The following is a 23,290-nucleotide window of genomic DNA, read 5'->3' as shown; positions in this document are numbered from 1 at the left end:
GGATCGAGGACGTCTCGCGACGCGTCGCGCGCTGCGCGGCGCTCCTCGACCCGGAGGCCACCGGACCCACGGGAGTGAGCCCGGATGCTCCCAATCCTACGGTCGGGTCACGAGCACCCAGGCCGCGAGCGCCCAGAGCCCCGCGGCGGCGGCGATGCACCACCAGCGGCGCTGCGCCGCGACCGCGAACGCCTCGCGCACGATGGCCCCGGGGCGATAGGAGGGCCTGGTCCGGGCACCGACGACGCTGCCCTCGATCCCCAGCCGCTCGAGCAGTCCCGCGGTGCGGAAGGCGTGGTACTCGCTCGTCACGACCGCGAGCGGCGCACGGCCGGGTCCGGTGATGAGCGGGCGGGAGAGCTCCAGGTTCTCCCGCGTCGTCGTCGACGCCTCCTCGAGGTCGATGACCGCCTGCGGCACGCCCAGGTGCGCGACGAGGTGCTCGGCCATGGCGGAGGCCTCGGAGCGCACCTCATCGGCACCCTGCCCGCCGGAGACCACGATCCGCGCCCCGGGCCGCGACGCGAGGGAGGATCGCCAGAGCTGGGCCCCGCGCTCGACGCGACGCCGCAGGAGCGGGCCCACCTCGCGCCCCCGCAGCCCCGCGCCGAGGATCAGGACGGTGCTCGCCGCGCGGATGGAGCGGCGCCGCCGCGCGTGCAGCAGCGTCGCCATCGCGAGCGCGACGGCGGCGAGGCCTGCCGCCCACAGCGGCAGGGCCAGCAGCAGCAGCGCGCGCGCCAGCGCGGGATCGATGGCAGCGGCGACACCCGCGGCGACGGCGAGCAGCAGCATCGCGACGCCGAGCGCCGCGATCGCCGCATCCACGCGGCGCACGCGCACGAGCCTGGGCAGCATGAGCGCGTGCCAGATCGACGCGCCACCGAGGCCGACGGTCGCGACCAGCGCCGCAGCGACCAGCAGCGCCCACAGGCCCTCCGCGAGCGGCACGTCGAGCCACACCGCGACCGGCCGGCGCACGGCGCGCGTCAGCAGCGCGGTGAAGGCGACCACCATGCCCGTGCCCCAGAGCGCTGCGCCGCGCACCCCGGAGAGCAGCCCACCAGGGCCCAGTACGCGCACCCGCCGCCGCGCGTGTCCCTTCCTGCTCGCCTGCACCTGAGCACCCTAGCCGTGCGCGCCCACGCGCTTGCGCCCGCATCGAACGTGTGTTCGAATGGTGGCATGCGATGGGACGGCCAGACCGCGACGCACGTCGACACCGACGCGCTCCCCGGGCTCGAGGAGCGCGCGAGCGTGCTCGAGCAGTGGCCGACCCCCGACTTCGACGGCGCCAGCTTCCTGGAGATCACCGCCAAGAGCGCGCTCAACCGCGTGCCCGGAGACGGGATCATGGGCGGCAGCTGGACCATCAACCCCTACCGCGGGTGCCAGCATGCGTGCCGGTACTGCTTCGCTCGGGGCACCCACACCTACCTCGACCTCGACGCGGGTGCCGACTTCGACTCGCGCATCGTCGTGAAGGCCAACCTCGTCGAGGTGCTCGAGCGCGAGCTGGCCGGGCCACGCCGCGCGGTCGACGCCGTGCAGCTGGGCACGAACACCGATCCCTACCAGCGCGCAGAGGGCCGCTACCGGCTCATGCCCGGCGTGCTGCGGGCGCTGGCGCGGCACGGCGCATCCATCTCGATCCTGACCAAGGGCACGCTGCTGCGCCGGGACCTCCCGCTGCTGACGGCGATCGCCCGCGACGTGCCCGTCTCGGTGGCGATGTCGATCGCGATCTTCGACGACCGGCTGCAGCAGCAGGTCGAGCCCGGCACACCCACGACGCGCTCACGCCTCGCCACCGTCGGCGCCGTGCGCGATGCCGGGCTCGACTGCGCGGTCTTCGCGATGCCGGTGCTGCCCGGCCTCACGGACACCCGCGAGCACCTCGAGCGCGCCGTGCAGCAGATCGCCGACGCGGGCGCGACGAGCGCCATCGCGAGTGCGCTCCACCTGCGGCCGGGCGCGAGGGAGTGGTACCTCTCCTGGCTGCAGGAGGCGCATCCGCACCTGATGCCGCTCTACGGCCGCGTCTACGGTCGCGGCGCCTACGCCAAGCGCGAGTATCGCGACTGGCTGCGGGAGCGCATCCGCCCGCTGCTTCGGCAGCACCGGCTCGCGCCCGTGCGGGTCGCAGCGGGCACCGGGCTCGCTGCTCCCCCGCCGCGCGCGACGCAGCTCACGTCGACGACCGAGCCGCTGCGCGCCGCTGCCGCCACGGGCGCGACGCTGTTCTGAGGCGCGAGATCCGGAGGGGGTCGATGCGGCGCCATCGTGGGCGCAGGACTCGAGCGGCGCAGGCGTCGAGGGTCGCCCTCAGGCCGCGTCGACGAAGGCGCGGATGCGCTCGCTGCAGTCGGGATGGTCGAGCACGCGGTGCCCGTGCCCGGGCAGCACCGCGTGCTCGGCGCCGAGCTCGACCAAGGCCTCCGCCACCTCCTCGTACTCGTCGTTCCATGCGCCCGTCAGCACGAGCGTGCGCGTCTCGGAGAGGCAGCCGGTGTCGACCGCGTGACGCCACGGGGCGCCGTGGAGCCTGCTCCTGCGCGACGACCGGAGCGCCTCCGCCGTCGCCGCGGCACCCATGTCCTGGCCCGTCAGCGCCCGTACGAGCGCGCGCTCGAAGGTCGCGTCGGTGAGCGAGGTGTCGAGGTAGATGGGTTCCAGGCGCTCGATCAGGCGAGCGGTCGCGGGTCGATCGCTCGAGAGCTGGAAGAGCGCGGGTTCGATCAGCACGAGCGCGGCCGGCGGCTCCATGCATGCGGCCATCGCCGCGACCACGCCTCCGTAGCTGAATCCGACGACGCCGTCGGCGCCGGTCGAGGCGAGCGCGACCGCCTGCGCCGACGCGGCGACGTCGCCCACCGCCGGCGCCTCCCCGCCGTAGCCGGCCAGCACGGGGAACTGCGCGGAGGGGAAGGCCGCCGCCTGCGCCGGGAACGCTGCAGCGCCCGCGCGCCCAGAGCCGTGCACGAACACCAGCCTGGCTGCCTGCGCGGCGAGCGGGTGCCGGGGGGTCGGCGATCCTGGCAGTGCGTCGGGCATGCGCTCCACCTTAGGAGCGCGCCCCCGCAGCATCCACCCCGGTGCGCCTCGCGCTCGAGTCGGCGCCTCGATCGCGGCGGGCGGTCAGGCTCGCACCACGGGCACCTGCAGCTCAGTCACCCACGCGCTCTGGTCGTGCTCGGGCGCAGCGCGCACGTACAGCTCGCGGGCCGCGCCGCTCGAGCGCATGCCACGCGCCTCGAGCCCCCGGTGCAGCGCCTCCCAGGTGTCGCGGATGCCCGACATCGGCCCCAGGTGCACCGCGCAGGCCCCCAGCGGCACCGCGGGGAGCTCGACGCTGTCGAGCCCGTCGACCTGCGCGTCGATGGCGTAGCCCGCGGTCACGCGCATGCCCCGCTCGTCGGTGTCGTAGACGGCGATGGGCGTCGCGAGCGAACCGCCGGCGGCCTCGATGCGCCCCTGTGCCTCGGCGAAGATGCGCTCGACGTGGGCGGCCGTCTCCTCCGGCTGCTCGATGACGACGCTCAGCGACGCCAGGCGCACCGCCTGCAGCGGCTTCGTGATGATCTCGATCTCGGTCATGTCCTGCTCCTCCTGGATGCGGGTGATCCTGCGCTCGACCTCGACGAGGCGAGCGGTGGCGACGGCGTGCTCGTGCTCCACCGTCGCCCGGTGCAGCTGCAGCAGCTCCTCGAGCCGCTCGGGTGCGACGCCCTCCTCGAGCAGCGTGCGCACGGCCTCGATGCCGAAGCCGAGGTCGCGCAGCGCCACGATGCGGTGCAGCCGGTCGAGCTGCTCCGCGGCGTAGCTGCGGTACCCCGTCCAGGCATCGACGTGCGCCGGCGGCAGCAGGCCCACGGCATCCCAGTGCCGCAGCATCCGCACGCTGACCTGCCCGAGGTCTGCGAAGGCTCCGATCGACAGCATGCTCCCGTTCTCCCGCCTCACACGGTGTGAGGGTCAAGCCCTCTCGAGCGGGAACCGCGCGTGCTCGTCGAGCGTCAGCAGGTCCTCGAGGAATCCGAGGTTGCCCTCGGGCTCGACCTCGACGCCCTCGGTCAGGTGCCAGGTGCCCCACTCGAGCTTCATGTAGGTGAGCGCGGCCGGCCACAGCGCCCGCTCCTGGCGCGTCAGGGTGCATGCGCCGAGGTACCCGTCGCGGAACGCCGCCCACTCCTCGCTCCCGAGCGCGCTGCCAGCGGCGCCGGCGTGCTCGAGCGGGAAGAGCAGGGCCGCGACCGCCAGGTCGAGGAGGCGCGGGGCGAGCGCCGCGTTCTCGAGGTCGAGCATCAGCGCGCCAGCCTCGTCGAACAGCAGGTTCGTCGCGCGGTGGTCGAGCGACACCGGCAGCAGCGGCACGTCGGCGACGCGCACGCGCTCCAGCAGCTCGGGGAACGCGCCCAGCTGACCCACCCACCGCTCGAGGTCGGCCGCGGGCCAGTGCTCGTCGACCGACGCGCGCAGCGCCGCGATGTCCTCCTCGATGGACGAGCGCTCGGCGCTGCCCCACTCGAACGGCGCGAAGCCCTCGATCGCGAGTCCCTCGGAGGCGGTGTGCATCTGCCCGAGGAGCGTGCCTGCCGCGGCGAGGTCTGCGACGCCGCCGTCCCACTCGCGACCGGCCAGGCGTGGGTAGGCGACCCAGCGCTCGGCGTCGTCGTCGTCGCCGACGAGCACGGTCGGCAGCAGCGGCGAGACCGTGCGGATGCCGCGGGCGACGAGGGTGCGCTGCCACGCCTCAAGCGGCTCGGCGTGGCGCCAGGTCTGCTTCACCACCGCCTCGACGTCGTCGGCGCCGCCGTGCACGCGGGCGCTCCAGACATCGCTCCACGGCGAGAGGGAATCGCCGCCGATCGTGAGGAGGTCGCCGAACGCGGCCTGCACCCGGTCGCGTCGTGCGCGCTGCTGCTGCGCGTGGGCGTGCTGATCGTCGTCGTGCGTCATGGCCAGCACGCTACCGGCGGCGGATCGGCGGTGGCCGAGCGATCAGCGCGTCGGCCAGTGCCAGGAGGGCTGGTCGAGCAGCCCCTCGCGGCCCGAGACGATCGTCTCCCCCATCTGCTTCTCGAGCTCGATGCGCGTCCCACCGAGCGCGTCCGCGAGCTGCGCCTGATGGGTGACCACGACCACCTGCGTCGTCTGGGCGGCGCTCCGGATGCGCTCTGTCAGCGCAGGCACCAGGTCGCCGTGGAGGCTGCGCTCCGGCTCGTTCAGCACGATGAGCTCTGGCTTCTCGGCCGAGAGCATCGCCGCGGTGAGCAGCAGGTACTGCAGCGTGCCGTCGGAGAGCTCTGCTGCCGTCAGCGGGCGGAGGACGCCGGGCTGCTCGAGCGCGACCTGCATGCGCCCGTCGGCCGAGGGCAGCCGCAGCTGGAGGCGCGAACCGGGGAAGGCGTCCTGGATGGCGCGATCGAGCTCGCGCTCGTGGCCCTGCTCGATCGCGGTCTGCAGCACCGCCGCCAGGTTGGCGCCGTCGTCGTCGAGGCGCGATGCGCGCGTGGCGACCTGGGGCTGGCGCGCGGGCGAGGTCGCATCGGTGCGCAGGGCGTCGTGGAATCGCCAGCTGCGCAGCATGCGCCGGGTGCCGGCGAGCTCCGCCGCCTCGGTGTGGCCGGCGAACTCGTCGAGCACGGAGGCCCACGGGTGCAGCCCGCGCGCGACCTCGGCCCACCCGCTGCCGCTCGCGACGCGGGCGAAGCCGCCCTTGCGCTCGACGAGCATGCCCGCCGGCCGGGGGTCGGCGCCGGCGAAGACGTGCTCCTGCTTGATCTCCGGGTCGCGGTCGAAGACGCTCTGCTGCGCGATGGGCAGCCCGAGGTCGATCGCGTAGCCGAGGTGGTCGGTCGCGACCCCCAGGCGCAGCGCGACCGCGCCGCCGCGCACGGTGCCCTGCGCGCGCAGGCCCGGGCGCGTGCCGCGCTCCGGCCCTGCCCAGCGGACCGCCTCGAGACCACCGACGCTCGCGAGCGAGCCGATGATCCGGCCCTCGCCGCAGTCGGCGAGCAGCCGCAGCGCCCGGTAGAGGTTGGACTTGCCAGAGCCGTTCGCGCCGGTGACGACGGTGAGCGGCGCGAGGTCGACGGCGAGCGAGCGGATCGAGCGGTAGCCCTCGATCGCGAGGCGGGTGATCACGCCTCGAGCAGCCCGCGCGCGTAGGCGGCCTGGCCGACGTGCTGCACGTCGTCGTCGACGATGCTGACGAGCCGCACGCCGAGCGTCACGGGTGGGTCCCAGGCGTCGTCCACGACGCGCTCCAGATCCGCCGGCGACAGCGTGCGGAGGTAGGCCAGCGTCGCGGCGTGCACCGCGTCGAGGTAGTCCAGCAGCGCCTGCGCCGACTCCGGCCGCACCGCGCGCACCGCGTCGGCGTTGTGCCCGTACCCGGTGTCCGACGCGTCCGACTCGAGGCCGAACCGCGCCCCCCACGCACCGCTGACGTAGACCTGCTCGGTGCCCGCCGCATCGGCGACCTGCGCGTCCTGCACGCGCGCCAGGTGCCAGACGAGCCAGCCGATCGTGTTCGCGCCCGGGGAGGGCGGCTCCGCCAGCAGCTCGGGCGAGAGCCCCTCGACCGCGCGTCGAGCCGATTCCGGCACGCGCGAGAGGGACTCGGTCAGGATCGCGATGGCGTCCATCACTCCTCCTCAGGTGTGGGGAGGGCGTCCGGGCCCTCGGTGACCAGGATGCGGAAGCCCTCGGCGTCGAGGATCCGGATGCCGAGGGCCTCGGCCTTGCCGAGCTTCGAGCCAGCCCCGGGGCCGGCGGCGACGAAGTCGGTCTTCTTCGACACGCTCGAGGCCGCCTTGCCGCCAGCGCCGATGATGGCCTCCTGCGCCTCGTCGCGGGTGTAGCCCTCGAGCGTGCCGGTCGCGACGACCGTCAGGCCTGCGAGCACGCCGCCGCGCTCCGCGGCAGCACCAGGGCCTGCGTGACCGGGCGTCGCGAAGCGCACGCCCGCGGCGCGCCACGACTGCACGATCTCGCGATGCCAGTCGACCGCGAGCCACTCGACCACCGCATCGGCGATGATCGGGCCGACGCCCTCGACCTCCGCGAGCTCTGCCGACGAGGCCGCCTCGATGGCGTCGAGCGAGCCGAACCAGTCGGCCAGGGCGCGAGCCGCGACCGGCCCGACGTGGCGGATGTTGAGCGAGACGAGCTGTCGCCAGAGATCCTTCGTCTTCGCTGCCTCGAGCTCGGACAGCAGCGTGGTCGCTTGCGCCGAGGGGTGCAGCACCCGGTGGTCCTTGCGGATGCCCGCCTTGCGGCGCTCCGCCGGCGTCAGCTCCTCCGCGCCGGGCGGATAGGTGAGCTCGACGCGCTGGAACGGCGCGCGCACGACCGGTGCCCCGGCGTCATCGACCTTCGGCTCGCCCGTCTCGGCATCGCGCACGACGACCTCGATCGGCACGAGCTCCTCCATCGTGAGCTCGAAGAGCCGAGCCTCCGTCACGAGGGGCGGCGCCTTCGGCACCGTGGGCTGCGTCAGCGCAGCGGCGGTCACCTCGCCGAGCGCCTCGATGTCGAGCGCGCCGCGCGAGCCGATGTGCTCGACGCGACCGCGCACCTGCGCAGGGCACGATCGCGCGTTCGGGCAGCGCAGGTCGATGTCCCCCTCCTTCATGGGGCGCAGCGCCGTGCCGCACTCGGGGCAGTCGCTCGGCATCACGAACTCGCGCTCGCTGCCGTCGCGCAGCTCGACGACGGCGCCCAGCACCTCGGGGATCACGTCGCCGGCCTTCCGCAGCACCACGGTGTCGCCGATGAGCACGCCCTTGGCCCGCACCACCTCCTGGTTGTGGAGGGTCGCCTGCCGAACCACCGAGCCGGCGACGTGCACCGGCTCCATCGCCGCGAACGGCGTCGCGCGCCCGGTGCGCCCCACCGACACCACGATGTCCAGCAGCTTCGTGTGCACCTCCTCCGGCGGGTACTTGTAGGCGATGGCCCAGCGCGGCGCGCGGCTGGTGGTGCCGAGCTCGGCGTGCAGTGCGAGCTCGTCGACCTTGACGACCACCCCGTCGATCTGGTGCTCCACCGCGCCGCGCCCGGCGCCGTAGCGCTCCACGAACGCCACCACCGCGTCGACGTCGCGCTCGACGCGCGTGTGCGGGCTCGTCGGCAGCCCCCACTGGGCGAGCAGCTCGTACACCTCGCTCTGCCCCGCGACGGGCGGGTCGTCCCACGCCCCGATGCCGTGCACGTACAGGGCGAGCGACTCGATGCGCGCCTCGCCCGCCTCGCGCTCGAGCCCGGACTTCTTCTCCAGCTGCTGCCGCAGGCCGCCGGAGGCGGCGTTGCGCGGGTTCGCGAAGGTCGGGAAGCGGCGGAGCGCGCGATCGGTGGCCCGCTCCTCGTCGAAGCGGGCGCCCAGGCGCTCGCGGTCGTCCGCGACCGAGCGGTCGCGCAGCGCCACCTGCAGCGCGTTCAGCCGCTCGAACGCGGCGACCGGGATGAAGGCCTCGCCCCGCACCTCGACGATCTCGGGATGCCCCTCGCCGGCGAGCCGCGCCGGGATCCCCGCGACGCGGAGCGCGTTGGGCGTGACGATCTCACCCACCCTTCCGTCGCCGCGCGTCGCTGCGCTCGTGAGCACGCCGCGCTCGTAGCGCAGCGCCACGGCCAGCCCGTCGATCTTCAGCTCGGTGAGCCAGGCGACGGGCCGCCCGGCCGCGGCCTCGGCCTTGGCGCACCACTCCCGCAGCTCCTCCACCGAGAACACGTTGTCGAGGCTCAGCATGCGCTCGGCGTGCTCGATGGTCGGCAGCCCGCTGGCCGCGCCGCCCTGCACCGCTTGCGTCGGCGAGTCCTGGCTCTGCAGCTCCGGGTGCTCGCGCTCGAGCTCGTCCAGCTCGCGCACGAGCGCGTCGTAGCTCGCGTCGGGCATCAGCGACTGGTCGCGGTCGTAGTAGGCGGCGCTCGCCGCCTCGATCTGCTCGCGCAGCTCCTGCGCGCGCGCGTTGGCCGTCGGCAGGTCGGCGGGGGCGATGCCCGCGTCGGATGCGCGCGGGGACGCTGGTGCGGTGGGCTTCGTGGCCTCGGGGCTCGCCATGCCCCCATGGTGCCACCGCCCGCTGACACGAGCGCCGCATCCGGTGGCCGGATCCGCGGCAGCACGGCGAGCGCCGGTGCTCGCGGCGTCGATCCGGGCGGCTGCGCGGGAGCCTGCGCCAATCCGCCCCGGTCGACGCTCCGAACCCACAGCGACACCACGTGCGCCACCGCGGCGCGCAGGCCGGCAACGGCCACCAGCGAATGGAGGAGTCATGACCAAGTCCCCGAACCGACTCGTCGCCACGATCTTCGGCGCCGTCTACCTGCTCGTCGGCGTGCTCGGCCTGTTCGTCGCCGGCGGCAGCTTCGCCAGCCCCGAGGGCGGCCTGCTGCTCGGCGTGTTCCAGGTGAACCACCTGCACAACATCGCCCACCTCGCCATCGGCGCGGCCCTGCTCTTCGCCGGCCTGCGCGGCACCGCCGCCGCGAAGGGCGTCAACGTCACCGTCGGCGCGGTCTACCTGCTGCTCGGCATCGTCGGCTTCTTCCTCGTCGGCACCGCGTTCAACATCCTGGCGCTCAACACCGCCGACCACTTCCTGCACCTCGGTTCGGCCATCGTGCTGCTCGGCACCGGCCTCGCGCTCGATCGCTCGTCGGCGACGGCGCGCACCGCGTAGGAGCCTCGACGATGGCCGCCCTGCGTCTGGCGGGCGCTGTGCTGGCGCTCGGGTCGGCGCTCATTGCGATCGCGGTGGGCGCCGGCTCGAGCGCCTGGCTCGGCGCACCGCTGCTCGCCGCCGGCATCGGCCAGGCGCTCGCGGGGGTGCTCGCGCTGCGGGGCCGTCCAGCTCCGCAGCTGCTGGTGCTGCTCGCCCTCATCGCCCCCACCGTCGTGTGGGTCGGCGTGCTCGCGATCGCCCCCGAGCCCGCGACGGCACTGCCGGCATGGCCGATGCTCGCCGAGACGGCCCTGGCCCTGAGCGCGGCCCCCATGCTCGCCCGCCGAGCGATCTCGGTGGTCGAGCCCCGACCGCTGCCGGCCCTGCTGGCCCTCGTGCTGTCGGCCTCCGTCGTGGCCGTCGTCGCGACGACGGCACTCGCGGGCACCGACGCCGGCCGCTTCGCCGTGCCGCACGGCGAGCACGGCCTCACCGTCGAGGACCACGAGCACCACTGAGCGCGCTCAGCGCTGCGACGGGGGCACGGGCGTCTGCTGGGCGCCGCCGGTCGACGCGCAGAGGGATCGCCAGCCTTCGTGCTCGAGCGCCAGCAGCTCGTCGAGGAGGGTCACGCCGGCACCCTCGCGTCGGCGGCGACCGTCCGGTCGATCGTGACCTGCCCGAGCACCCGGGTGCCGACGTAGAGCACCGCCGACTGACCCGTCGCGACGCCCGTCAGGGGCGCTGCTGCGTCGATCACGAGCTCGCCTCCGAGCATCTGCGCACGCGCAGGCTCGGGATCGGCGTGCGCCCTGATCTGCACCTCGACGTCGAGCCCGGCCTCCAGGCCCGGATGCGGCGCGCCCGCGTGCGAGATCCGGCGGCCCGCGATGCGCGACACCGCGAGCGCCTCCTTCGGCCCCACCACGAGCTGCCGAGACTGCGGCTTCACCTCGAGCACGAACCGCGGTCGGCCATCGGGCGACGGGACGCCGAGCGAGAGCCCGCGGCGCTGCCCGACGGTGTAGCCGTGCACGCCGTCGTGGCTGCCCACGACCGCGCCGTCACGATCCACGATCTCGCCCGGATCGGCGCCCAGCCGCTCGGCCAGGAAGCCGCGGGTGTCCCCGTCGGGGATGAAGCAGATGTCGTGGCTGTCCGGCTTCTGCGCCAGCAGGAAGCCGCGCTCGGCCGCCTCGGCGCGCACCTGCGCCTTCGTCGGCGTCGACGCGAGCGGGAACCAGCAGTGCGCGAGCTGCTCGGCCGTGAGGACGCCGAGCACGTAGGACTGATCCTTCGCCCAGTCCGCCGCGCGATGCAGCTCCGGCCCCGCATCGGTGTGCTCGACCCGCGCGTAGTGGCCCGTCACGACTCGCTCGAACCCGAGCCCGATGGCGCGGTCGAGCAGCGCCTCGAACTTGATCCTCTCGTTGCACCGCAGGCACGGGTTGGGCGTCCGCCCGGCGGCGTACTCGTCGACGAAGTCCTGCACCACGTCGGCGTGGAAGCGCTCCGAGAAGTCCCAGACGTAGAAGGGGATGCCGAGGCGATCGGCGACGCGCCGCGCGTCCATCGCATCCTCGACGGTGCAGCAGCCGCGGCTGCCGGTGCGCAGGGTGCCGGGCATGCGGCTGAGCGCGAGGTGCACGCCGACGACCTCGTGCCCCGCCTCGACCGCGCGCGCAGCGGCGACCGCCGAGTCGACCCCGCCCGACATGGCCGCCAGCACCTTCATGCGCTCCCCCTCCGCCGCATCCAGGGTACCGAGGCGGTGCGAGCAGCCGTGGGGCGCGCCGCGCCGGCACAGCGCCGCGTGGGATGCTGGTCTCGTGACGGATGCGGCAGCTCACCAGGGTGTGCGGGTCTCCGTCGTCATCCCCGTGCTCGACGACGCGCGAGCGCTCGTCCGCTGCCTCGACCGCCTCGCCGCGCAGCGCGTGCCGCCGCACGAGGTCATCGTGGTGGACAACGGCTCCACCGACGGGTCGGCAGCCGTCGCGCTCGCCGCGGGCGCTCGCGTCGTCGCGGAGCCGATCCGCGGGATCCCCGCCGCCGCCGCGCGCGGCTACGACGAGGCGACCGGCGAGGTCATCGCCCGATGCGACGCGGACTCCGTCGTGCCCGAGGACTGGGTCGAGCGGATCCGCGACGCGTTCGACGCCGATCCGCTGCTGGAGGGGCTCACGGGACCGGGGCGCTTCCACGACGTGCCACCGCGCTGGACGACGGTCGCGAGCTTCTCCTATGCGCTCGGCACCTTCGTCGCCGCGCGCGCCGCGATCGCCAACGTGCCGCTGTGGGGCTCGAACATGGCGCTCCGCCGCACCTCGTGGCTCCGCGTGGCCGGGCTCGTCGAGCGGGCCGACCCGGCGGTGCACGACGACCTCGACCTCACGATGCGGCTCGGCCCCCGCGCGCGGCTGCGCTTCGACGCGTCGCTGACGGTGGGCGCGGAGGCCCGCATCTTCCGCAGCCGCCGCGCCGCCAGCGATCGGATCCGCATCGCCATGCGCACCTTCCGCCGCAACTGGGCCGCAGGCGGCTCGCCCGGCAGGCGCTGGGTGCTGCGCGTCGGAGGCCCCGACCTCACCCGTCCCCGCCGCGAGGTGCGAGCGTGAGCCGGCCGACGGCGAGCCCCGCCCGGCGATGGCTCGCCGATCAGGGCAGGTGGGTGCCGGGCGACGCGCTGCGCTTCGTCGTCGCCGCCTCCGTGCCGCTCTGCTGGGCCGTCGCCGGCGGCCCCGCAGCCGCGGCGATGTTCCTCGCCCTCGGCGGCGCGATGGCGCTGCGCTTCGCTCGCATGCCGACCGCGACCGACCTCATCGGCCAAGCGGTGCTGCTCGCGGCCGCCTGGTGGGCGGCGACCGGCGCGTACGAGGTCGTGTCGTGGCTCGACCTCGTCACGCACGCGGCGTGCGGCGCGGTGCTGGCGCTGCTCTCGCAGGAGATCATGCTGCGCGCCGGCGTGCTGCCGACCGGCGCCGGCGCTCGCGAGGCCATCGCGCGTGCGCTCCACACCAGCACCGCTGTCCTGCTGCTCGGGTTCCTCTGGGAGCTGGGCGAGTGGGCGGGGCACGCGCTCATCACCGACGCCATCCGCGTCGGGTACGAGGACACGCTCAGCGACCTCGCCACCGACCTGGCCGGTGCGATCGTCGCCGCGGTGGCCGTGGAGATCCTGCGGCGTCGTCGACGCTCCTGAGGTCGGCGAGCCGTCCCGCGGCGTCAGGTCGCGAGCGCTCGCGCCCGCTCGACCGCCGCGGGGAGCGCCGCGAGCAGCGCGTCGACCTCTGCCTCGGTGGTCGTGCGCCCGAGCGAGAGGCGCAGCGGCGCCACCCCCTCGAGCCCGCAGGCGCGCACGACGTGCGACTCCCGCGCCACGCCCGCCGAGCAGGCCGAGCCGTTCGAGACGGCGAAGCCGGCATCGTCGAGCAAGAACTGCAGCGACTCCCCCTCGGCGGCCTCGACGACGAGGTGCGCGATGCCCGGCAGCCGCTCGGTCGCAGCGAGCAGCCGCACGCCCGGCAGCGTCGCTGCGACGCTGAGGATGCGGTCGGTCAGCGTGCGCAGGCGCACGGACTCGGCCTCGAGCTCGGCGAGCGCCTCCTCAGCGGCGAGCGCGAAGAGCGATGCCCCGAGCGCGTCCTGCGTGCCGGAGCGGAGCCCGCGCTGCTGCCCGCCCCCGTGGTGGAGCGCGTGCAGCCGGGCGTCGCGCCGCACGACGAGCGCGCCGACGCCGTGCGGCCCGCCGAGCTTGTGGCTCGCGACGCTCATGAGCGCCGCTCCCGTCTCGTCGAACCGCAGCGGCATGCGTCCGAAGGCGCCCACCGCGTCGAGGTGCAGCGGCACGCCGGCAGCCGCCGACGCCGCTGCTGCCTCGACGATCGGCTGCAGCGAGCCCAGCTCGTTGCTCGCCACCAGCAGGGTGGCGACGGATGCGGTGGGCGCGGCCTCGACCGCCGCGCGGAACGCGGTGAGGTCGGTCACCGCGCTCGCGTCGATCGGCACCCAGCGCACCTGGGCGCCCTGCCGCTCGAGCCACTCGACGGCATCCAGGGTCGCGTGGTGCTCGCCGACCGGCACCACGAGCGGCCCGGCCACCCCGGCTGCCGCCGCGTCGGCGGCAGCCCACCACGAGCCCTTCAGCGCCAGGTTGATCGACTCCGTGCCGCCGGAGGTGAAGACGACCTCGGTCGGATGCGCGCCGAGCGTCGCCGCCAGCCGCTCGCGCGCATCCTCGAGCACGGCGCGGGCCCGCTGGCCCTCGCGGTGCGTGGAGGCGGGGTTCGCGAGCGGCTCGGCGCTCGCGAGCGCCGCTCGGACCGAGGCGCGCATGGGCGTCGCCGCGGCGTGATCGAACAGGTGCACGGTCCCATACCCTAGGGCGCGTGAACGCCCAGGAGCATGTGACCGACCTCTCGCGCCCGGTCGCCGCCGCGCCTGAGCCGCCGCCGGTGCGCGCGACCCGCGGGCTCGAGCGCACCGCCATCGGGCACCGCCTGACGGTGTGGTCGCGGCACGCGACCAGCATGGAGCTGCGCGTCTTCGACCGCGACGACCCGGACTGGCTGCTGGAGCGCGTGCCGATGGACCGCGTCGGCGACGACTTCACCGTCGACACCGAGCTGCTGCAGCTCGGCACGCCCTACGCGGTCGGCGTCGATGGGCCGCAGGGGCCCACGCATGCCTTCGACACCAGTCGCAACGCCATCCCGCCGCACGCGCGCGGCGTCGTGCGCACGCCGCACGGACAGCACCGCGCGACGGTCGTCAGCGACGACTTCGACTGGGGCGGGGTGCAGCGCCCCGAGATCCCCCTCGATCGCCAGGTGATCTACGAGGCGCACGTGAAGGGCCTCACGAAGCTCAGCCCCCACATGCCGGCCGAGCTGCGCGGCACCTACGCCGGCCTCGCGCATCCGTCGACGATCGCCTACCTGCAGGAGCTCGGCGTCACGACGGTGCAGCTGCTGCCGATCCACCTGTTCGTCTCCGAGCAGCGCCTGCTGCAGCAGGGCCGCGTGAACTACTGGGGCTACAACACGCTCAGCTGGTTCGCGCCGCACAGCGCCTACGCCTCGCGGCGGGCCCAGTTCGACGGCACGGGCGGCGTGCTGCGCGAGGTCAAGGGCATGGTTCGCCTGCTGCACGAGGCCGGCCTGCAGGTCGCGCTCGACGTCGTCTACAACCACACGGCCGAGGAGGGCATGGGGGGTCCGCCCTCGAGCCTGCGGCTGATCGACAACGCCTCGTACTACCGCGTGCACGAGGCCGGGCACATGATCGACTACACCGGCTGCGGCAACACCGTCGACTACTCGCTGCCGGCCGCGCAGGAGCTCGTGCTCGACTCGCTGCGCTACTGGCACCACGAGCTGCAGATCGACGCCTTCCGCTTCGACCTCGCGCCCGTGCTCGGCCGCGGCGCCGACGGTGCGTTCGACCCCGCGCACCCGCTGCTGCGCCGCATGCTCGACGATCCGCAGCTGCAGAGCGCGACGATGATCGCCGAGCCCTGGGACGTCGGCCCCGACGGCTGGCAGACGGGCCGGTTCCCCGCCGGCTACAGCGAGTGGAACGACCGGTACCGAGACACGGTGCGGCAGTTCTGGCTCAGCGACCTGCGCTCGTTCCGCCACGGGGGCGAGGGCTCCACCGGCGTCGGGCCGCTCGCGCACGCGGTCTCGGGCTCCGAGGGGCTCTTCTCCTCGACCCGCGGCCCGCTCGAGAGCGTCAACCTCATCTCTGCGCACGACGGCTTCACGCTCGCAGACCTCACGCGCTACGACCGCAAGCACAACGAGGGCAACGGCGAGCAGAACCGCGACGGCGCCGACGACAACCGATCGTTCAACCACGGGGTCGAGGGCCGCACCGAGGACCTCGCGATCCAGCTCGACCGCCGCAGGTCGATGCGCAACGTGCTCGGCACCCTGCTCGTGTCGGCGGGCGTGCCGATGCTGACGATGGGCGACGAGTTCGGGCGCTCGCAGCGCGGCAACAACAACGCCTACTGCCAGGACTCGGCGCTGACGTGGATGCGGTGGGATCGCAAGGACTGGCAGGAGTCCTTCCTCGCGCAGACCCGGCGACTGCTCGAGCTGCGGCGGCAGCACCCGGCGCTGCGGCCGCTCGAGTACGGCCAGGCGGCGCAGCGCGTCGCAGGCTCCTCCCGCCTCGACTGGTTCAACGGTGCCGGTCTGCACATGACGATCGAGGACTGGGATCACTCCCTCGATCGCACGATGCAGATGCTCGCCGAGTCGACGCCCATCGAGGAGCCGTACTCGCGCGTGCTCGTGATCTTCCACGGCTCCCCGCGCGACTCGCTCATCGCGACGCCGGAGCCCGATGGCGCCACCGAGCTCGAGCTGCTGTGGGACTCCGCAGCGGATCACCACGACGACGAGCGCGTCGCCCCTGGTGCTCGCGTGCTCGTGCCCGCGATGAGCATGCGCGTGTACGCCGTGCACGGCGCGCCGGCCGACGGCGCACCCGTGGCGACGGTGATGCGCTACCGCTCCCCGCAGTCGCCTCCTGCGGCGAGCGAGCGGCGAGCGGGCTGACCCGATCGCGGGCCAGCCCGCTCGCCGGTCCTGCGGCAGCGCCCTGCGGCCTCGGTGCCGCTACCCCTTGGCGTAGGCGACGAGGCCCAGCTCGGCGTCGGAGGCGAGCATCTCGTGCCTCGGCACGACCCGCACCGTGTAGCCGAAGGTGCCCGCCCGCGGCAGCGAGATCGCCGACTCGAAGCGATGCGCAGCCCCGTCGGCGTCCACCGGCTCCAGCGGGAACCGGCGAGCGCGGCGCAGCTCGCCCTCCTCGCTGATGGTGCCGGCGACGACCTCGACGGTGACGTCCTCCGGTCGCAGCTCGCCCAGCTCCACGAAGGCGCGCACGCGCACGTCGTCGCCCACGACGGGCGGGGTGTCGACGCCGTCGGCCTCGATGTGGCGCACCTCGACGCGCGCGAACGACTCGCGCATCCGAGCCGTCCACGCCGCGAAGTCGCGGGCGGCGCGAGCGTCGTCGGCGGCGGCGACGCGCGCCGCCTTCGCCGCCGGCGCGTAGAGCCGATCGACGTACTCGGCCAGCATGCGCTCGGCGGAGAGCTCGGGGCTCAGCGTCGCGAGGGTGTGGCGGATCGACGCGATCCAGCCGAGCGGCAGCCCGCGCTCATCGCGATCGTAGAAGCGCGGCGCGACCTGGTGCTCGATGAGCTCGTAGAGCGCGTTGGCCTCGACGGCGTCGCGTTGCTCGGCAGCCATGTGCTCGTGCGCCGAGGGGATCGCCCAGCCGTTCTGGCCGTCGAAGTACTCCTCCCACCAGCCGTCGAGGATCGAGAGGTTCAGCGAGCCGTTCAGCGCCGCCTTCATGCCGGATGTGCCGCACGCCTCGAGCGGGCGCAGCGGGTTGTTCAGCCAGACGTCGCAGCCCGGGTAGAGCGACTTCGCCATCGCGATGTCGTAGTTCTCGAGGAAGACGATGCGACCGCGCACGTCCGGCTCCTGCGAGAAGCGCACGAGCTCCTGGATCAGCGCCTTGCCCTGCTCGTCGGCGGGATGCGACTTGCCGGCGATCACGAGCTGCACTGGGCGCTCGGGATGCGTGAGGAGCGAGCGCAGTCGGTCTCGGTCGTGCAGCATGAGCGTGAGGCGCTTGTAGGTCGGCACGCGTCGCGCGAAGCCGATCGTGAGCACGTCGGGATCGAGCAGGCCATCGACCCACGACGGTGCGACGCCCTCGTTGCGCTCGTGCTTGCGGCGCGTGCGATCGCGCGCCTCCTCGACGAGGGCCGCGCGCATCTCGCGGCGCACGGACCAGAGCGTCTCGTCGGAGACCGCGTCCGAGCCCCAGTCGCAGCGCGTGGTGTCGAGGGTGCCGAGCTCGCGCTCGGCGAGGTGCTTGAGGATCGGCGAGGTCCAGGTTGGCGCGTGCACGCCGTTGGTGACGGAGGTGATGGGCACCTCCGCCGCGTCGAAGCCCGGCCACCGGCTCGCGAACATGCCGCGGGAGACCTTGCCGTGGAGCTTCGAGACGCCGTTCGCGCGCTGCGCGAGCGAGAAGCCCAGCTGGGCCATGTTGAAGATCGCCGGGTCCTCCTCGCGACCGAGGGCGAGGACGCGCTCGACGTCGACGCCGGGCACGAGGTCGCCGGTGAGGTGTCGGCGCACGAGCTCGACGTCGAAGCGGTCGATGCCCGCGGGCACGGGCGTGTGGGTCGTGAAGACGGTGCCGGCGCGCACGACCTGCAGCGCCTCCTCGAAGCCGAGGCCCTCAGCGATCAGCCGCGAGATCCGCTCGATGCCGAGGAAGCCGGCGTGGCCCTCGTTCGAGTGGTAGACCGCGGGGGTCGGCGCACCGGTCAGCTCGGCGTGCACCGCGAGGGCCCGCACGCCGCCGATGCCCAGCAGCAGCTCCTGCTGCAGGCGGTGCTCGCCGCCGCCGCCGTACAGCCGATCGGCGACACCGCGCAGGTCGCCGTCGTTCTCGTGGATGTTGGTGTCGAGCAGCAGCAGCGGCACGCGGCCGATGGTCGCCTGCCAGATGCGGGCGCGCAGGGTGCGGCCGCCGGGCAGCGCGAGCGCCACCGTCGCGTGCGTGCCATCCGGATGCCGCAGGATCGTCAGCGGCAGGCCGTCCGGATCGAGCACCGGGTACGTCTCCTGCTGCCAGCCCTCGCCGGAGATGGCCTGCTTGAAGTAGCCGGCCTGGTAGAAGAGGCCGACCCCGATGATCGGCACGCCGAGGTCGCTCGCCGCCTTCAGGTGGTCGCCGGCGAGGATGCCGAGGCCGCCCGAGTACTGCGGCAGCGCGCTGGTGATGCCGAACTCCGGCGAGAAGTACGCGATCGACTCCGGCGCGTCCTCGAGCGACTGGTACCAGCGCGCCTGGGACAGGTAGTCGTCGAGGTCGTCGGCGATCGCGTCGACGCGCGCTACGAAGGCGTCGTCGGCGGCGAGCTGCTCGAGGCGCTCGGTGCCGACCCAGCCCAGCAGCTGCACCGGGTCGTGCCCGGTCGCGCGCCAGCCGTCGAGCGAGATCTCGCGGAACAGCTCGCGAGTCGGCTCGTGCCAGGACCAGCGCAGGTTCGACGCGATGGCGTCGAGGCTGCGGAGCCGCTCGGGCAGGGAGGTGCGGACGGTGAACTTGCGGATCGCTCTCACGCGCACGAGCCTAGCGGCGGCGGCGCTCGGCACCCGGATGCGCGCCGAGTCCGCCCTGCGCGGGTTGCCAGCGGGTGCTGAGTGGCTTGCCAGCGGGCGCTGAGTAGGTTGGTGCCGTGGCGAACGAACCAGCACTCCCCAAGGACATCCGCTCCGGCAGGATCCCGGTGCTCGACCTACATCCGCAGCAGCCCGGCGATCGATTCCCCGCGAAGGCGGTGGTGGGCGACGTCGTGCCGTTCTCGGCCGCGGCGTTCCGCGAGGGACACGACCGGATCGGCGTGACGCTCGTGCTCCGCTCCCCCTCCGGCAGCACCAGCCGCGTGCCGATGGAGCCGCTCGAGGACGGCCTCGACCGCCACCGCGCGCTGGCGCTCGTCGACGAGCAGGGCACTTGGAGCTGGCACGTCGAGGCATGGGCCGACGAGTGGGCCACCTGGCACCACAACGCCGAGATCAAGATCGCCGCCGACATCGACGCCGAGCTGATGGCGACGATGGGCTCGGAGCTGCTGACGCGTGCAGCGCAGGGCGCGAGCGCCCCTGACGCGGGGCTGCTCACGAGCGCCGCGAGGGCCCTCGCCAGCACCGCGGAGCCCGTGCTGCAGCGCTGGGCGGCGGTCAACGACCCCGGCATCCTCGCAGCGATGGACCGCAACCGACCCCGCTCCCTCGTCACGGCATCCGAGACGCTGCAGCTCAGGGTCGAGCGCACCCGCGCGGGCGTCGGCGCCTGGTACGAGCTCTTCCCGCGCTCGGAGGGCGCCGTGCAGCGCGAGGACGGCACCTGGCAGAGCGGCACCTTCGCGACCGCGGCGGAGCGCCTGCCCGCCGTCAAGGCGATGGGCTTCGACGTGCTCTACCTGCCCCCGGTCCACCCGATCGGCGAGGTCAACCGCAAGGGCCCCAACAACACCCTCACGCCGCAGCCGGGCGACCCGGGCAGCCCCTGGGCCATCGGATCCAGGGACGGCGGCCACGACACCATCCACCCCGACCTCGGCACCGTCGACGACTTCCGGGCCTTCGTGCGGGCAGCGGCGGATGCGGGGCTCGAGGTCGCGATGGACCTCGCGCTCCAGGCGGCGCCCGACCACCCCTGGGTCACCGAGCACCCGGAGTGGTTCACGACGCTCCCGGACGGCTCGATCGCGTTCGCGGAGAACCCGCCGAAGAAGTACCAGGACATCTACCCCGTCAACTTCGACAACGACCCGGCGGGCATCGTCGCCGAGGTGCTGCGTCTGATCGACCAGTGGGTGGGCTGCGGCGTGGAGATCTTCAGGGTCGACAACCCGCACACGAAGCCGCTCTGGTTCTGGGAGCACGTCATCGGGCAGGTGAACGCGAAGCACCCGGACGTCGTGTTCCTCGCCGAGGCCTTCACCCGGCCGGCGATGATGCAGGCGCTCGGGAAGGTCGGGTTCCAGCAGTCCTACACCTACTTCGCCTGGCGCAACACGAAGGCGGAGCTGGAGGAGTACCTGCGCGAGGTCACGGGGACGCAGGCCGCGTGGTTCAAGCCCGCGTTCTGGGTCAACACCCCCGACATCCTCACCGAGTACCTGCAGTTCGGCGGCGTGCCCGCGTTCAAGGTGCGCGCCGCGATCGCCGCGACGGCGGTGCCGACCTGGGGCATGTACGCCGGCTACGAGCTGATCGAGGATGTCGCGCGGCCCGGCGCCGAGGAGGCCATCGACAACGAGAAGTACGAGTACAAGCCGCGGGACTGGCAGCGGGCCGAGCGCAACGGCACCACGATCGCGCCCTACATCGCGAAGCTCAACGAGATCCGCGCCGCGCACCCGGCGATCCGGCAGCTGTGGGCGCTCGACGTGCACTGGTCCGACGACGACGCGGTCCTCGTCTACTCGAAGCACGTGGACGCGCGGTTCACCGACAGCGGTGAGAGCGACACGATCCTGGTGGTCGCGAACGTCGACCCCCACTCCGCCCGCCAGACCACCGTGCACCTCGACCTCACGAAGCTGGGGCTGCGCCCCGGGGACACCTTCGAGGCGCACGACCTGATCACCGGCGAGACCTGGCAGTGGAGCGACCACAACTTCGTCCGGCTCGACGCGTTCGTCGAGCCGGCGCACGTGATCTCCGTGCGACGATCGGGGGCATGATGCTCGACACCGACACCATCCAGCAGCTCGCCGACGGCACGCACCCCGCGCCGCACGACTGGCTGGGCGCGCACGCGAGCACCCCGGCGGCCGGATCCCCGACGGCCGGATCCTCGGCAGCCGGATCCTCGGCAGCCGGATCCCCGACGGCCGGATCCCTGAGGGCCGGCGTCGCGGCGGCAGCGCCGCGGGCCACCGCCGCGCAGGCGACGGCCCCGCAGCAGAGCGGCGCCCACGTCGTCCGCGCCGTGCGCCACCTCGCCGCCGGCGTGAGCGTGCTGCTGGAGTCCGCCAGCGGCGAGCACGAGGTGCCGATGGAGCACCTGGGGCACGGGCTGTGGGAGGTCACGGTCCCCGGTCCCATCCGCCCCTACCGGCTGCGCACCAGCTATGACGAGGGCGGCGCATGGGAGTCGGAGGACCCGTACCGCTTCATGCCGACGCTCGGCGAGCTCGACCTGCACCTGTGGCGCGAGGGCCGCCACGAGCAGGTCTGGCAGGTGCTCGGATCGCGCGTGCGAGAGCACGAGGGCGTGCTCGGCGCCTCCTTCGCCGTCTGGGCGCCGAACGCCCGTGCCGTGCGCGTCATCGGCGACTTCAACGACTGGGTGGGCCGGTCGCACCCGATGCGCACCATGGGGGCCTCCGGCGTCTGGGAGCTGTTCGTGCCCGGCGACCTCGAGCACAGCGCCTACAAGTACGAGATCCTCACCGATGAGGGCTGGGTCACGCGCGCCGACCCCATGGCCCGCTACACCGAGGTGCCCCCGGCCACCGCGTCCAAGGTCGGCACCAGCCGCTTCGCGTGGAGCGACGACGACTGGATGCGCTCGCGCGCCGAGCGCGACCAGCACAACGGCCCGATGTCGGTCTACGAGCTGCACTTCGGCTCCTGGCGCCCGGGTCTCGGCTACCGCGAGATGGCGGATGCGCTCATCGAGCACCTGGAGGAGACGGGCTTCACGCACGTCGAGTTCATGCCGCTGGCCGAGCACCCCTTCGGCGGCTCGTGGGGCTACCAGGTCACCGGCTACTTCGCCCCGACCAGCCGCTTCGGCCACCCCGACGACCTGCGCTACCTGATCGACCGGCTGCACCGCGCCGGCTACGGCGTGCTGATGGACTGGGTTCCCGGGCACTTCCCGAAGGACGAGTGGGCGCTCGCTCGATTCGACGGGCAGGCGCTCTACGAGCACCCCGACCCGCGGCGCGGCGACCAGCCCGACTGGGGCACGCACGTGTTCGACTTCGGCCGCCCGGAGGTCAAGAACTTCCTGGTCGCGAACGCGGTCTACTGGCTCGAGGAGTTCCACATCGACGGCCTCCGGGTCGATGCGGTGGCCTCCATGCTCTACCTCGACTACTCGCGCAAGGACGGCGAGTGGCTGCCCAACGTGCACGGCGGCCGCGAGCACCTCGAGGCGATCGCGCTGCTGCAGGAGGTCAACGCGACCGTCTACCGCCGCTGCCCGGGCATCGTCATGATCGCGGAGGAGTCGACCTCCTGGCCCGGCGTCACCAAGCCGACCGACGCCTCCGGGCTCGGCTTCGGCATCAAGTGGAACATGGGGTGGATGCACGACACGCTGCAGTACATGGCGGTCGATCCGATGTATCGCTCGCACCACCACGGCGACATCACCTTCTCCTTCCTCTACGCGTTCTCCGAGCAGTTCATGCTGCCGATCAGCCACGACGAGGTCGTGCACGGCAAGGGCTCGCTCGTGGGCAAGATGCCCGGAGACCAGTGGCAGAAGCTGGCCTCCGTCCGCGCGTACCTGACCTTCATGTGGGCGCACCCCGGCAAGCAGCTGCTCTTCATGGGCCAGGAGTTCGGGCAGCCGAGCGAGTGGAGCGAGGCGCGCGGGCTCGACTGGTGGATCCTCGACCAGCCGCTGCACCGCGGGCTCATGTCGCTCGTGTCGCAGCTGAACCGCGTCTATCGCGACACCGAGGCGCTCTGGCTGCGCGACAACGAGCCGGGCGGCTTCGAGTGGATCGACGGCGGGAACTCCTCCGACAACCTGGTCGCCTTCCTGCGCTGGGGCGCTGCGGGCGACCCTGTCGCGGCGATCGTGAACTTCTCGGGGAGGCCGGTCGACGGCTACCGCCTCGGGCTGCCCTTCGCGGGCGAGTGGGAGGAGGTCGTCAACTCCGACGCCACGGAGTTCGGCGGCTCGGGCGTCGGCAACCTGGGCACCGTGCACGCGATCGACGAGCCGTGGGGCGGGCGCCCTGCCTCCGCGACCATCACCGTGCCGCCGCTCGCCGGTCTGATCCTGCGACCCAAGCCGTAGCGGAGCGAGCCTGCGCCGCCCGCTCG

At 73.6% G+C, this 23,290-nt stretch carries 18 protein-coding genes; 8 read left to right on the top strand and 10 right to left on the bottom strand.

Translation table 11 applies throughout. The annotated features are described in order from the left end of the window. Window positions 1-96: 96 nt before the first annotated feature. Window positions 97-1,119 (bottom strand): YdcF family protein, encoded by a 1,023-nt coding sequence (locus AA0Z99_RS03605; RefSeq protein ID WP_413319537.1) that lies wholly within the window; start codon window positions 1,117-1,119, stop codon window positions 97-99. A 66-nt stretch (window positions 1,120-1,185) separates the two neighbouring features. Here AA0Z99_RS03605 and AA0Z99_RS03600 point away from each other — a divergent pair, with 66 nt between their 5' ends. Next, window positions 1,186-2,247: an Rv2578c family radical SAM protein gene (locus AA0Z99_RS03600; RefSeq protein WP_413319535.1), complete on the top strand. Its 1,062-nt coding sequence runs from the start codon at window positions 1,186-1,188 to the stop codon at window positions 2,245-2,247. A 78-nt stretch (window positions 2,248-2,325) separates the two neighbouring features. Here AA0Z99_RS03600 and AA0Z99_RS03595 read toward each other — a convergent pair whose 3' ends face one another. The 6 genes from AA0Z99_RS03595 to ligA all read right to left on the bottom strand — a co-directional run bounded on the left by AA0Z99_RS03595 (window position 2,326) and on the right by ligA (window position 9,067). Further along, a complete protein-coding gene (locus tag AA0Z99_RS03595) occupies window positions 2,326-3,054 on the bottom strand; it encodes an alpha/beta fold hydrolase (protein ID WP_413319533.1) in 729 nt (242 codons plus the stop codon). Window positions 3,055-3,138: 84 nt separating this feature from the next. Continuing rightward, window positions 3,139-3,942 carry a MerR family transcriptional regulator gene (locus tag AA0Z99_RS03590; RefSeq protein ID WP_413319532.1) on the bottom strand — a complete coding sequence of 268 codons (804 nt, stop codon included), beginning with the start codon at window positions 3,940-3,942 and terminating at the stop codon, window positions 3,139-3,141. Between the two features lie 33 nt (window positions 3,943-3,975). After that, entirely contained in the window at window positions 3,976-4,959 is a 984-nt protein-coding gene (locus tag AA0Z99_RS03585) for a hypothetical protein (RefSeq protein ID WP_413319530.1), read from the bottom strand. Window positions 4,960-5,001: 42 nt separating this feature from the next. Continuing rightward, on the bottom strand, window positions 5,002-6,147 hold the full coding sequence (locus AA0Z99_RS03580; protein ID WP_413319528.1) for an AAA family ATPase: 1,146 nt from the start codon (window positions 6,145-6,147) through the stop codon (window positions 5,002-5,004). Further along, window positions 6,144-6,650 carry a mycothiol transferase gene (locus AA0Z99_RS03575; protein ID WP_413319526.1) on the bottom strand — a complete coding sequence of 169 codons (507 nt, stop codon included), beginning with the start codon at window positions 6,648-6,650 and terminating at the stop codon, window positions 6,144-6,146. Before AA0Z99_RS03575 ends, AA0Z99_RS03580 begins: the two co-directional genes overlap by 4 nt. Continuing rightward, window positions 6,650-9,067, bottom strand: coding sequence for an NAD-dependent DNA ligase LigA (ligA, locus tag AA0Z99_RS03570; protein WP_413319525.1), 2,418 nt, complete (start codon window positions 9,065-9,067; stop codon window positions 6,650-6,652). Before ligA ends, AA0Z99_RS03575 begins: the two co-directional genes overlap by 1 nt. A gap of 214 nt (window positions 9,068-9,281) precedes the next feature. Between ligA and AA0Z99_RS03565 the strand changes: the two genes are divergently transcribed. Together AA0Z99_RS03565 and AA0Z99_RS03560 are read left to right on the top strand one after the other, a co-directional pair. Beyond that, the gene (locus tag AA0Z99_RS03565; protein WP_413319523.1) at window positions 9,282-9,689 is read left to right on the top strand and encodes a DUF4383 domain-containing protein; all 408 of its coding nucleotides are present in this window, start codon (window positions 9,282-9,284) and stop codon (window positions 9,687-9,689) included. Between the two features lie 11 nt (window positions 9,690-9,700). Next, window positions 9,701-10,189 carry a hypothetical protein gene (locus AA0Z99_RS03560; RefSeq protein WP_413319521.1) on the top strand — a complete coding sequence of 163 codons (489 nt, stop codon included), beginning with the start codon at window positions 9,701-9,703 and terminating at the stop codon, window positions 10,187-10,189. Between the two features lie 110 nt (window positions 10,190-10,299). Here AA0Z99_RS03560 and mnmA read toward each other — a convergent pair whose 3' ends face one another. Then, window positions 10,300-11,406: a tRNA 2-thiouridine(34) synthase MnmA gene (gene mnmA, locus AA0Z99_RS03555; RefSeq protein WP_413319519.1), complete on the bottom strand. Its 1,107-nt coding sequence runs from the start codon at window positions 11,404-11,406 to the stop codon at window positions 10,300-10,302. Here mnmA and AA0Z99_RS03550 point away from each other — a divergent pair. Together AA0Z99_RS03550 and AA0Z99_RS03545 are read left to right on the top strand one after the other, a co-directional pair. Beyond that, window positions 11,387-12,289: a glycosyltransferase family 2 protein gene (locus AA0Z99_RS03550; protein ID WP_413319517.1), complete on the top strand. Its 903-nt coding sequence runs from the start codon at window positions 11,387-11,389 to the stop codon at window positions 12,287-12,289. The two genes, mnmA and AA0Z99_RS03550, sit on opposite strands and share 20 nt — an antisense overlap. Next, a complete protein-coding gene (locus tag AA0Z99_RS03545) occupies window positions 12,286-12,873 on the top strand; it encodes a hypothetical protein (protein WP_413319515.1) in 588 nt (195 codons plus the stop codon). Before AA0Z99_RS03550 ends, AA0Z99_RS03545 begins: the two co-directional genes overlap by 4 nt. Window positions 12,874-12,896: 23 nt before the next feature. On the opposite strand, the gene AA0Z99_RS03540 is transcribed toward AA0Z99_RS03545, so the two are convergent. Further along, complete coding sequence (locus tag AA0Z99_RS03540) at window positions 12,897-14,039, bottom strand: cysteine desulfurase family protein (protein ID WP_413319513.1); 1,143 nt, start codon at window positions 14,037-14,039, stop codon at window positions 12,897-12,899. A 20-nt stretch (window positions 14,040-14,059) separates the two neighbouring features. Between AA0Z99_RS03540 and glgX the strand changes: the two genes are divergently transcribed. Further along, a complete protein-coding gene (gene glgX / locus AA0Z99_RS03535; protein WP_413319511.1) occupies window positions 14,060-16,237 on the top strand; it encodes a glycogen debranching protein GlgX in 2,178 nt (725 codons plus the stop codon). Window positions 16,238-16,297: 60 nt separating this feature from the next. On the opposite strand, the gene glgP is transcribed toward glgX, so the two are convergent. Then, on the bottom strand, window positions 16,298-18,835 hold the full coding sequence (gene glgP / locus AA0Z99_RS03530) for an alpha-glucan family phosphorylase (protein WP_413319509.1): 2,538 nt from the start codon (window positions 18,833-18,835) through the stop codon (window positions 16,298-16,300). Between the two features lie 116 nt (window positions 18,836-18,951). Here glgP and AA0Z99_RS03525 point away from each other — a divergent pair, with 116 nt between their 5' ends. Both AA0Z99_RS03525 and glgB read left to right on the top strand, forming a co-directional pair. Next, entirely contained in the window at window positions 18,952-20,967 is a 2,016-nt protein-coding gene (locus AA0Z99_RS03525) for an alpha-1,4-glucan--maltose-1-phosphate maltosyltransferase (RefSeq protein WP_413319507.1), read from the top strand. After that, on the top strand, window positions 20,964-23,264 hold the full coding sequence (gene glgB, locus AA0Z99_RS03520) for a 1,4-alpha-glucan branching protein GlgB (RefSeq protein WP_413319505.1): 2,301 nt from the start codon (window positions 20,964-20,966) through the stop codon (window positions 23,262-23,264). The genes AA0Z99_RS03525 and glgB overlap by 4 nt, the downstream gene beginning before the upstream one ends. Window positions 23,265-23,290: the final 26 nt, after the last annotated feature.

Source organism: Agrococcus phoenicis (assembly GCF_047302415.1).
Lineage (GTDB): Bacteria > Actinomycetota > Actinomycetes > Actinomycetales > Microbacteriaceae > Agrococcus.
The sequence above is the reverse complement of the archived record's forward strand: the minus strand, read 5'-3'. Positions and strand labels throughout refer to the sequence as shown.